The 11979-nt window shown below is 38.7% G+C and carries 7 protein-coding genes; 4 read left to right on the forward strand and 3 right to left on the reverse strand.

All coding sequences use genetic code 11. From position 1 onward, the window contains the following. Positions 1–188: 188 nt before the first annotated feature. Positions 189–476: a hypothetical protein gene (locus FXV91_RS10970; protein ID WP_229390645.1), complete on the forward strand. Its 288-nt coding sequence runs from the start codon at positions 189–191 to the stop codon at positions 474–476. Between the two features lie 437 nt (positions 477–913). On the opposite strand, the gene FXV91_RS10975 is transcribed toward FXV91_RS10970, so the two are convergent. The 3 genes from FXV91_RS10975 to FXV91_RS10985 form a co-directional block, all read right to left on the reverse strand. Beyond that, entirely contained in the window at positions 914–1432 is a 519-nt protein-coding gene (locus tag FXV91_RS10975) for a class I SAM-dependent methyltransferase (RefSeq protein ID WP_229390700.1), read from the reverse strand. Between the two features lie 288 nt (positions 1433–1720). Then, positions 1721–3175, reverse strand: a complete 1455-nt coding sequence (locus FXV91_RS10980; protein ID WP_229390646.1) for a NosD domain-containing protein — start codon at positions 3173–3175, stop codon at positions 1721–1723. Positions 3176–3445: 270 nt separating this feature from the next. After that, the gene (locus tag FXV91_RS10985; RefSeq protein ID WP_229390647.1) at positions 3446–6250 is read right to left on the reverse strand and encodes a PGF-pre-PGF domain-containing protein; all 2805 of its coding nucleotides are present in this window, start codon (positions 6248–6250) and stop codon (positions 3446–3448) included. Positions 6251–7044: 794 nt separating this feature from the next. Between FXV91_RS10985 and FXV91_RS10990 the strand changes: the two genes are divergently transcribed. The 3 genes from FXV91_RS10990 (at position 7045) to FXV91_RS11000 (ending at position 11307) form a co-directional block, all read left to right on the forward strand. After that, entirely contained in the window at positions 7045–8193 is a 1149-nt protein-coding gene (locus FXV91_RS10990) for a transposase (RefSeq protein WP_229390648.1), read from the forward strand. A 1701-nt stretch (positions 8194–9894) separates the two neighbouring features. Continuing rightward, positions 9895–10047, forward strand: a complete 153-nt coding sequence (locus FXV91_RS10995; RefSeq protein ID WP_229390649.1) for a hypothetical protein — start codon at positions 9895–9897, stop codon at positions 10045–10047. A gap of 861 nt (positions 10048–10908) precedes the next feature. Then, on the forward strand, positions 10909–11307 hold the full coding sequence (locus tag FXV91_RS11000) for a transcriptional regulator protein (protein WP_229390650.1): 399 nt from the start codon (positions 10909–10911) through the stop codon (positions 11305–11307). The last annotated feature ends 672 nt before the right edge of the window (positions 11308–11979 follow it).

Below are 11979 nucleotides of genomic sequence, written 5' to 3' on the forward strand. Positions count from 1 at the left end.
ATTGCCTTTTGACAGGCTCATAATAAACTTTAAAAACAGTTTAAAAAAGAAAACAGTTTAAAAAAACCTGAAAAAAGCCTGAAAAACAAAAAATTTCTTTTTTTCTATGATTATTTTTCATGATTATTTTTCTATGATTATTTTTTCTCCTTTCTAATATTTTCTTTAACAAAAAACCGGATGAAAATATGGCTGATTCACTCCTGAAATTTACCCGGATCTTGGAAAACGATTTTACTTTTTACCGTTTTGACGGCTTTGAAAACGTAAAATCCAGATGGGAACTGCCCTGCGAATACCTGTCAGGTTCTCATTTTGCAGCCTGGAACGGAATTTTGCTGTACTCTGACGGGAATGCTGTAAAATATCTGTCTCCAGGCAGTGTTATCCCGAAAAATGAGTACGTGGAACTGATAAACATTATTGAGCTCGGGAAGAAAAGGCTAAGCGAAATACAGGCTAAAATGGATATTTGACATATTTCACTAAAATTCAGACCCATAAAACGTCGTTCACTATAACAAACAGTTTTTTCACGCTCGATAAAGGAGATCGGTCTTTCCCATAAAAAGAAAAAACAAAAAATAAATCCCATAAAGTAAAAACGACTGAGGATACCTGCAATAAACTAACAGATATAAATGACTGGGGAATCGAATAAGAAATCAACAAAAATCAAGAAGAAGCTGACAAGTAAATTTATTGATTTTTACTGCTTTTTCCAGCTTTACTTTCTTCTTTTTCCAGTTTTACTCTCTTCTTTTTCTAGCTTTACTTTCTTCTTTTTAATTCTTTCTTTTCTTTGACGGATCATCAGACAAGATTGCGGGGGCGTCCTGTAATAGATGAATAAAACAAGCGCCGAGTTTAAGTGAAGATTTTCTCGGGCCAGGCAGAGTATTCCTTAAATTATTTAGCTGGGTCGGTTATTCACTGGTTTTCTGGCTGAGATCACAGCAAAACTCCCTGTCCCTGACCCCTTTTGTGGAAGTTCTGTATGCTCTATTTTCTCAGGCTGCATATACAGTGTCTGACAGACTTTAATTTCTTCGAATCCAAGATCTATAAGCCATCCTGATACTTCAGCAGTTGAAAGAAATCTTGCCTCATAAGAAAACTTGCCTTCTTTTTTCCCTGACTCATAAAAATCTCCGTGAAGGCTATTTCTGTCAAGTATCCCTGTGATTATTTTCCCCCCCAGCTTAAGGACTACTGAAACTTCACGGAGAGCCTGTGCCGGGTCCGTGAAAAGAGAAAGTGCAGCTACAATCAAAATAAGATCAAAACTTTGTTTTTTGAAGGGCAGATACTCGGCAACTCCAAGTACCGTTTGAATTCCTCGTTTTTCTGCAATCTCTGCCATTGCCCTTGCAGGTTCAAGTCCGTACCTGAAACCGAGGGGAGCTGCAGATCTACCTGTTCCAGCTCCGATTTCAAGGGTTTTAAGGTTTCCCGGGTTATTCGGGAGGAATGTTCTTAGGGCAAGAAGTTCGGATTCGTATGCAGGTTTATATTTCTCATACCAGGCATCGTATTCTTCTGCATACTTTTCAAAGGCTTACCAGGGTTTTATCAAGGTCCCTCCATATGAAGAATCAACTTTTGGATGCTTGCTTCCTTCATGATATTTTCTTCCTTCGTGATGCTTGCTTCCTTCGTGGTTTTTGCTTCTTCTTATGAGGAGGTTATTTCCCTATGAAACTTCGTTTTTCACTTCCTGTTATTTTCTGGTTCCTTTAAATATGTACATGGCAAGCAGACAAAAGACTCCGTAAATCATTTCAAAGCCAGGCATGCTGCTGAGTCCTTCCTGCCCTGAAATTTGCTCAGCCTGTGAGCCTGTAGTGCCCATGTTCTCCTCGCCAGGCACGTCAGGCTCTGATCCGGGCTGTATCTCCATTAAGTTCTCTTCCCCGACATTTATTGAGATAAGTTTTGAATCCGTGCCGTTCTCGTTGGCTGCGGTCAGATTAACGGTATAGGTCCCGGGAACTGTGTATGTATAAACAGGGATCTCATCTGAGGAATCAATGGTCCCGTCATTTTCAAAGTCCCAGTTCCTTGAAGTTGCGTTTTCCGAAAGATCAGTAAACTGCACAGAGAACGGGGCATAATCCTCCGGAGTATTGACGCTCAGATTTGCTACGGGAAGGACCGGTTCTGGAGGTTTGTACGCTACAAGAGGCAGATGATCAATGTAATAGCTGGTTTCAAACCTGTATCTCTCATCAGCAATTCCATCTCCGTTGGCATCAGTTGCAGTTTCCGAAAAGCCTGTTCCGTTAGGCATTGCCCAGTAATTTCCTCCGATGTAAGGCCCGCCTGCAATATTCGTGCCTTCGGTCTTTGGCTTATTATAAGCATTTGATGTCCCGTTATTTGCCTCTACATTGAGAGTGTTATTGAAGTAGTTATTGAAAACAAGATTTTTATCGCTTCTCGGGCAGACAAAAAGCCCGTTGACTTCGTTTGAGAAAATAGAGTTTTCTGAGAGCGTGTTGCCGTCAGAGTTCCCAATATGGATGCCCCTGCTGTTGTCAGAAGCTGTGTTTCCGGAAAAGGTATTGTCATTGGAACCCGAAAGTACAATGCCGTATTCTCTGTTTTCCAGAACCGTATTTTTAGAAATCCTGTTTCCTTTGGAGCTCAGGAGATAAATCCCGTACCTGCATTTAGAAATTTTATTACGTGCGACTGAATTATAGTCGGATTTCTCAATGATAATTCCTTTACCGCCTTTAGAGATTACGTTATTAAAAACCCTGTTCTTCGCGGAGGATTCGAGGTGTATTCCCTGAGGGTTATTGAAAAGTTTGTTGTTCTCGATAAGGCAGTTATTGGAATTATACAGGTAGACGCCTGAACAATTGGCTCCTGCCCCGGTAATCATGAAACCTTTAACTGTTATGTTATCTGCCTGTATTGTGAGTACATCCGTATCCGGATCGTAAGGCTCAATTACAGTGTCCTCGGGATTCCCGGATTCTGACCTGATTACCAGATTATTCCTTCTTACAACAATATTTTCGGCATAAGTCCCAGGTTTTACAATTATTATATCTCCCGGACGTGCACTGTTCACTGCTTCCTGTATTGAATCATCTGACTGGACGAAGGTCTCAGCCGCAGTTCCGATACCCGTGATTGATGCAAATAAAAGAAAAGCTGCAAGCAAAACGATTAGTCTATTTATTCTAACTCCTCCATCAGAGATAATTATGGATGATACTTCTTCAGTTAGGCGGAAATCCGCACAAGCAACATAAATATGCAGGGTTATAAATATTTAACTAAGTATAATAACTATCTTTAGTAAGTCTGATGTCCACGAAGTTTCGGATGGCATCTGATTGGGTAGAGATAAAAATAAGGTGAAGATTTATTCCTCCACCAGTTTTCTTCGATATCCAGATTTTTCGGTTTTACTTTTGCTTCGGTTAGCTGTTTATTTCCTTATATACATGAATACTGAAAGCAGGCAAGCTACTCCAAAAGACATTTCAAACCCTGGAACCTTTATCTTCTCGCCCTGCTCAGTTCCTTTTTCAACATCAGCTCCTGTACTTTTCCCACCTTTTTCAATGGAAAGAGTTTCCTGCTCAGGTTCGATTTCGGTAACTCCTTCTTCAAGAAGGGTTTCTATCTTTCCTGTTATTGCAAAGGAAGAGAAGCCAGGGACTTTGGCTGTAAAGTACAGATACTTATCATCTTCACCTGACAGGTTGACTGGCAGCTGCTCCCATTCTTTGTTGCTGTACATGTTGAGGGCAATGGAAGACTGGTCAATCTTTCTATCCTGTATCCAGTCTTTTTCAACCTTAAAGCAGATAACAGAATTTTCTATGTTCTCTGAGGTTGCATACCCGCTGTTTCCGACCCACACATTAAAGGATTTATATACCTCTCCTTCGGGCAATTCGGAAACCAGAGCGGATTTTCCTTTTAACTGCTCGACAATCGTTGTGGTCTTGCCCGCAGTCTTCTTTGCATCGAAACTCACATATGCAATGCAGGTTGCGTTCTTTTTGAAATCAAATTTAACAGCATTTCCGTTTGTAATAAAGACCTGTGAGAGTTCTTTAGCATCGACGTTTTTTGCAGGTTCAGGAGATCCACCGCCACCGCTGCTGCTACTACTGCTGCTACTACTGCTGCTTCCTCCACTGCTTCCTCCACTACTTCCTCCAGAACTGCTTTCTTTCAGCACAGTTATTGTAGCGGCTTTTGAAGAAGTGCCGTTTTCGTTAGTAGCGGTAAGGATAACTGTATACTCCCCTGGAGTTGTATACACGTAGACCACGGCCCCAGAGTCCACTTCAACCTGTCCGTCATTGTTAAAGTCCCAGCTTATTCCGGTTGCGTTCTGTGAAAGATCAGTGAACAGGACAGAAAGGGGAGAATAGCCTTCTGAAACATTCATGCTGAAGTCTGCAGCAGGAAGCCTTTTATTTTCATTTTCGTTTTCGTTTTCATTTTTATTTTCTTTGTTTCCTTCTCCTTCTGTTTCCAGCACAGCTACTGCGGCAGTTTTTGAACTTATCCCATTCTGATTGCTTACGGTCAGGTTAATTGTATAGTTTCCTGGGATTTCATACACATGAACAGGGTTTTGAATATCTGAGTCAGAACTTCCGTCACTGTCAAAGTCCCAGCTCCATGAAACTGTGTTTTGTGAAAGGTCTGTAAACTGGACTGCGAGAGGAGCATAGCCACTGGTAGTATTAGTAATGAAATCTGCAATTGGAGGCACTGGCTGTACTGGATCGTAAACGGTTATCGTCATAGCTTGCGAATTCGTACCGTTTGCATTAATCGCAGTCAGGTTAACCATATAGATCCCGGGGGCTGTGTACATATAGACCACGGTTCCAGAGCTCACGTCAGTAAGTCCATCATTGTCGAAGTCCCAGCCTATTGCGGTTGCGTATTGAGAGGTGTCTGTAAACTGGACGGCAAGAGGTGCATTCCCGCTGGTAGTGTTGGTGATGAAGTTTGCGACAGGGAGTACCGGCTGCTGCATTCCAGGCCTGGATACGAGGGACAAATAGTCGGTAAAGTTCCTTCCGACATACACAGAATCTGCAATGCCGTCTTCGTTTGAGTCCTGAGCTATCTGGGAAAAACCCGTACCCGAAGGATTTGCCCAGAAGTTGCCTCCGATATAGGACCCTCCGACAATGTTTGTACCTGTGGTTTTAGTTGTATTCCAGGTATTTGCTGTGTTGCGAATGTCTGCATTATAGGTATTGTTTAGATAATTGTTGAAAACACGGTTACTTCTACTTCCGGGACACATAAATAAGCCGGAAACGCTGTTTAAATCAACAGTATTACCTGAGACTGTGTTTCCGACGGCTGAATCCAGGAAAATGCCCCCTGTGGTTTTATTAGCCGTATTTCCGGAGATCGTATTATAGTTTGAATAAGAGAGCAAAATTCCATATTTAGTATTTTCCAGGACCGTATTACCCGAAATTGTGGTTGAGTTTGACCTTATCAGGTAAATGCCTCTCTCGTTGCTGCTTGCGATGTTGCCGGTAAGCCCGCAGTTACTGGAGTTTGTCAGATATAAGCCATATCCACTGTTCGAATTTACAGTGTTTCCGGTCAGGTCGTTGTAATTTGCGTTCTCCAGCACAATACCGTAATTGTTTGAATTTGCAATATTGTTTGAAAGTGTATTCCTCTGAGAACGCGAAAGATGAATTCCATATGGGGTGCTCGAATTCGCCCTGTTACCGGATAAGGTGTTGTAGTTTGAGTCCTGTAAATAAATCCCCTTGCTCTTTCCGAGGACAGCATTATTGAGGATCCTGTTGTAGTCCGAGTACCTCAAATATACCCCAAGAGAATTGTCCGAAAGGTCGTTATTGGTTATTGTGCAGTTACTGCATCTAACCAGGTAGGTTCCAGCTGCACTGGAAGATTCCACACCCGTAATTTTAAACCCGCTAATTGTTGTATTATTTACTTCAGTGTAAAATACACTTGTAACCGAACTCTTAGCCGTAATTATTGTGTCTTCAGGCCTCCCTGATTCTGACCTGATTACCAGATTCGGTGTTGTGGTGATTCTGATATTTTCAGTATAGGTTCCGGACTTTACGATAATTACATCGCCCGAGCTTGCGCTGCTTACCGCAGACTGTATAGAGCCTCCTGGCTGGACAATAATCTCAGCAGCTGTCACGATACCCGAACATGCCATCAATATTAGCGTACCCACCAGTAAGGTGGCTAATTTGTGCATTTAATTTCTCCCCACACTTATATAAATTTGATATTCGTACTTTCAATAATAAGATAGGAATTAAGAGGCCAACAATATAAATATATTGAATTATACTAATATTAGTAAAAAGTTATATTTATACTCTAAAATAGTAAAACAACAAAGTTAATAGTCTATTAATTAAAATCAGTTCAGATAATTTTCCTGAAGAACTTCGGGCTCATTTTTGCAGCTAAGCTACGCATCAACCTGTATTGTTAATGTTCTGTATTCTCTTACCTCTTTAAGGTCGCACATTTTCCAGTTGCTCAAAAATCAATTTTACCCTGAATACAAGAGGGTTTTGTCAGTCCTCAAAACAGGTGTACTTGCTATTTACTAATCAATTTTAGTGACTAAGATGATACTTAATATATTTCATAAGTGGACTTAAATTATGTGGTAATGAAAATAAATTTTTTTATTCAATTTTGTATAAGCTTATTAATCTTATAATACATATTATATCATGATGTAACTTAATATGGCAAATTTCATATGTGTTCTGCATGTGCTGGATGACTGGTAGCACCCTGATTTCATGAAAAGACTTTAAAAATACAGGACTGAAGGATAAATCTCAGCTAAGACAATTTCTGCAAGGTCGTTTTTTGGCATTTAATTTATCTCATAAGGCGGGAAGCCCCCTTCCTCAGCACATCGGGCTTTCGCCCGAATGGGACAGGGAGGGGATGAGAGCCGTCAACTTCCCAACATCATACCGATAGTTATCCTGTTAATATTGATATAGTTTCCAAACGTATATAATGCCGATGAAAAGAGGAATCCGATACAGAATTTACCCTAATAAGGAACAAAAAGCCCTTATGGAAAAACACTTCGGTAGTACTCGATTTRTCTACAATAAACTTCTTGAAATAAAATCATTAATGTATAAAAAATTCAGAATAAGTATATCTGAATTTGAACTTAATAACCATATTCAAGTTCTTAAAGAAGCTTATCCCTTCTTGAAAGAAGTAAATTCTCAATCTCTGCAACAAACTAGCAAAAATCTTAATTCTGCATTCAACCATTTCTTTAAGGATGGGTTTAAATATCCACAAAAGAAAAGAAAAAGRGATAATCATTTCTCKTTCCAAATTCCACAACATTATAKTATTAATTTTGCTACCTCTAAAATTAATTTACCAAAAATCGGYTGGATAAAAGTTAAGATACATAAGCAACTTTTTAAGGAAATGGRATTAGAAGGAAATATTATTAAAAGTGATTCTAATTCTGAATTTCTAAAAACAATARCGGTATCRAGAACCCCTACMGAAAAATACTATATCAGTATCTTAACTGATGATGGRGAGAAATGTCCTGAACCTGAATCATTTTCCCRTGCTACAATGATTGGAGTTGATGTTGGACTTTTGACTTTTGCTACTCTTTCTACAGGAGAAAAAATAGATAATCYTAAATTCCTGAAAATTTCTCTTGAAAGATTGAAATTCTTGCAAAGAAGAGTTTCCAGGAAAGTCATAGGTTCAAAAAACCGTAGAAAGGCAGCAYACAAACTTGCTAAGTTGCATGAGAAAATTGCTAATCAGAGACATGACTTTCAACATAAAGTTTCAAAAAAGCTAATCAGYGAAAACCAAGCRGTAGCWGTTGAAACTTTAAATATTAAAGGAATGAAAAAGAACCACAAATTAGCACWGGCTATTAGTGATTCAGCRTGGTATTCTTTCGTGCAAAAATTAACATACAAAGCTGAATGGTCTGGTAAAACAGTTTTGAAGATAGGTCAATGGGAAYCATCTTCAAAAACYTGTAACGTTTGTGGTTATAAGCATCCAAATTTGACAGAAGATATTAGAGAGTGGCTTTGTCCTTCCTGTAATGTTTTGCATGATAGGGACATTAATGCAGCTATCAATATAAAGAAATTCGCCGTAGGGACTACGGTTTGAGCCTGTGGACCGGGAAAAAACGGCAACCGCCTAGTGCATCGATTCCAAAACAAGCCCCTTGTTCAGTAGTGGGAAATTCGTTGACCTATAGGTCTATTCAAAATTCAGGATTGTGAATATACTTTGGAATCACAGTACTAGTATGAAGCAGGAAGCACCTTCCTCAAAAATCTGAGTTTACGAAGATTTTAGGTAGGTGTAGTTCACTTCTCCAGACCCGTCACCAATAAGTATATATTTTTTTGGAGTGCCTGAAAATCGGATTGAGCCTGTCGAAGTATTCTACAAATAGTGGTCTAGACTGGCATAATCTTCTACTTATGGTTGTCGAGTTTAATAACGGATCGGATCAGAGCCATACCTTGAACCCTGCCGTTTTTCATCTTTCACTTTTATTTTATGCGATACAGTTGAATCCGCTGGTTTTTCATCTTCTACTTTTATTTTGTACCAGCCACACAAGCAGCGACATTCTTTGCAATGCATGATATGTTTTACAACATGAGCAAGCCCTATTATCGCTAAGATGTAACCCACGATTTTTATAAATTTGTGCACAGTTATTCACCCCAAGCTACTATTGTACCTTATTGTTTATGAAGATACGCAAGCAAGCAGAAAACCGTCATTATACAGCAAATAAGCGATACGCATTACTACTAAAACGCAAAGTATCAACGAGATCATAGAAAAGATCGTTTCTATAATCTTTCATAAATACTGCAATTTCTACCATTTTCTGTCCTGTCATTCTCTGTCTTTTTCAATTTAAAGGTCTTAAATACTTTTTTTGCCATTATTTTGTCCTGAAATTAAATTGTCTAACGGTCTGTAAAGGACAGGGGGTATTTGTGACCCGCTGCGTTCCCTAAACATAAAACGTTTATATAACTTTTGTTCTAAAGATTTTTTAGGTCCTTAATACTTGTTAAATTTCAACTGGTTTATTTTTCTGAGCTTTGAACCTTCCATCCTCTAGCAGTTAAATTATTTGCATGTGCTATTCCTATAATTGTTGGTGCAGCATTTCCATTAAATCTAAAGACCCATCGTTAGTATTATAAGAGTCCAGCGTCTGGAGTATCCCATCTAGCGCTGTTTGATTTAGTGAATTACGACTAGTATTTAAATAAAGTAAACCAGGGTCATTGGAAATATCTAAACTTGTGAGGTTATTATCATCAATATTCACAGTAACTTTTTTACCAGCAGGGAAATAAGAAGAGAAATTAGCAGCATTATAATGATTATTGTATAATAGAACGTTTTTCAAATTTGTTGAAGTTAGGTGCAGAGTACCGCTTTGAGTACCGTTCCAGATATAACAGTCTTCAAGGAGCCTTCCTAATACAAGTGATCGATCATTATCCAGAGATAGCCTAGCCTTTTAGATTAGCTTCTAGGTATTTGTGCGTGGTTAAGTGGAGTATACTTCTTTTAAGGGATAGATGTGCAAAAATAGCTATGCCTGGTTCTACCTTAGCCTCGTATATGCTCCAATTTCATAAAAAGTGACTTCTGCACTATTAGTGAACTGGCTGGAACGGATGTTACTATTATCTTTCATTTGCAGGAGCAGGAATGGATGAGAAGAGCACAGAACAGGAAGAGATAATGAATGTTGTTTAAAGATGACATTGCCAGACAGCAGGAGCAGCTTAATAGGCTGGCAGAATGAATTAGAGAGATAGAATCGGAGAAATGATGATAAAAAGAAAGAGAGATAAAAGCAATCTGGTAAGTGATGGAATAAAATTAATAGTTCAATGCAAATACGGAGGACTTTGTATTAAGCACCCCAGGACTATGGCAGATGTAATTTGTTCAGGATGCGAGAGAGAAATAATAAGGTGAAAAAATAAGGTGAAAAAATAAGGTGAAAAAATAAGGTGAAAATACGTTTTTAATAGCTGAATAAGACCGGTTAATTGGGGATAGGACTTACGCATTCGAACTGAAAAACGTTAGCATTAAACTGTCAAATGTCGAAACGTAAATTTAAACCATGCTGTTTAAGGTACTTGATTTTATATCTCGAGTGCGTAAGTCCTATAGGATAAAGCACTATCCTTAAGGTCAATGTGTACCTGAATTTCGGAAAAATTCACTATTTGTCTAAAGTTAACATTACCCATTATCCAATTATAGAAGTTGTTTGAATTTTAAAACAGTTTCTTAAGACCGTTTTTTGGAAATTTGATATTATCGGGATGCTTAACTTTCCGAGTTGTTTCTTCTGATAAGTTTCTTGCATTTTTCAATTATACTTTTATTATTTGATACTGATTTTTGGTTAATACTTTTATTATCTGATATTGATTTTTGGTTATTCATTCCATCGCGTTTCATTTGATCGTGTTCTCTACGAGATTTAGGTTTCTGAATATTTTTAGACATTGTTAAACACCATAAAAAAATGACTCAAATCATTCCTTCCTTTCTGTATCCCTTTTTACCCATAAATGTTACCCTTTAATTTTTAGTGGAATGGCAGTTTGAAAGAGGATACAGAATAGAAATTCGCATTATAATAATATCTGGGCTTACGCGATTGGACCAAAAAATCAATATTCTTTAAACCTCAAGCTACCAAAAATCGTGTAAATGCATATATTTTGAAAATGTTTATAAGGTATCATCGATTAATGAGTAATTATAAAAGCATTCTTTAAGATAACAAATTATCCATAAAACTAGAAATATCTAGGGGTTATCATGAAAGACTCTGAAGTAAAAATGTTGGATGAAAACGACCATATTTTTATTAAAGCATTGAGTGATCTCGGGATGTCAAGAAATGCTGCTACTACCATGGCATATCTTATGACTGTAGACGAAGCTTCATCCCAGAAGATTGAAATAAGTACCGGATTAAGGCAACCTGAAGTCAGTCTTGCAGTGAGGCTAATGCACAACCAGTCCTGGATCAGTGTGCGTTCGGAAAAAAAGCCTGGAAAAGGACGACCGATGAAGATTTATTCTCTTGCCACTCCGGTTGACGAGATCATAAGTTATTACGAAAACAAGATTTATAAAGAATCTCAGGCAACCATTTCAGCAATTAAGAAGCTAAAAGTGATGAGTAAACAGGTATCTCTCATTCCCTCAAAGTGAAGGATTTCAAATAGGGTTAGCGACGTAGTGGATGCAATCCTTTTTGGGAATTCACTATTATCGTAAAAAATATTTCATATGGACAGCTTGCTTTTGGGCAACTTCGTTTAGCTTTTCTATCTGCTCATCCTTAGTATAGCTGGTCCTCCGACAGATAACCCCTTCACGCCTGGCATTCCCTCTCTTAACCCTTATCCTTGTCCCAAACGATAGCCCTGGTCTTTTAGTCCAGCTTGTAGGTATATGTGCGTGTTGGGTATGTGGAGTACATGTCGGATATTTGCAAGACCTCTCTCCTGCGTCGAGCGTGACAAAAACGGTTTAGTGTGCGAATACAGTTGTAACGGTTACAAATTCGTAATTTAGAACCCATAAACAAGTCCTATTGAGCGAGCAAAGCGAGCGAAAAGACCGCATACTATTGCCGATTACATCACACCCCCAGAAAATCTTCAATTTCCTGTGATCCCGAAGCGAAATTCGGGAAGTGAAATCTGTGATTTTATAAATTAGTCTGCTTGAACGAGCGAAGCGAGTGAAACAGACCTCGTGCTGTTGCACTTGCAGTGCAACTCCCAGAAAATCTTCGATTTCCTGTGATCCCGAAGCGAAACTCGGGAAGCGAAACTCGGGTGGCGAAACTCGGGTGGCGAAACTAGGGCGATTAAGGAT

This window comes from Methanosarcina sp. DH2 (genome assembly GCF_020804225.1).
GTDB lineage: Archaea > Halobacteriota > Methanosarcinia > Methanosarcinales > Methanosarcinaceae > Methanosarcina.

Excerpts from the sequence above, each read along its gene's own strand:
- FXV91_RS10970 (WP_229390645.1), top strand. The coding sequence starts at position 189 with ATGGCTGATTCACTCCTGAAATTTACCCGGATCTTGGAAAACGATTTT.
- FXV91_RS10985 (WP_229390647.1), bottom strand. The coding sequence starts at position 6,250 with ATGCACAAATTAGCCACCTTACTGGTGGGTACGCTAATATTGATGGCA.
- FXV91_RS10995 (WP_229390649.1), top strand. The coding sequence starts at position 9,895 with ATGATGATAAAAAGAAAGAGAGATAAAAGCAATCTGGTAAGTGATGGA.
- FXV91_RS11000 (WP_229390650.1), top strand. The coding sequence starts at position 10,909 with ATGAAAGACTCTGAAGTAAAAATGTTGGATGAAAACGACCATATTTTT.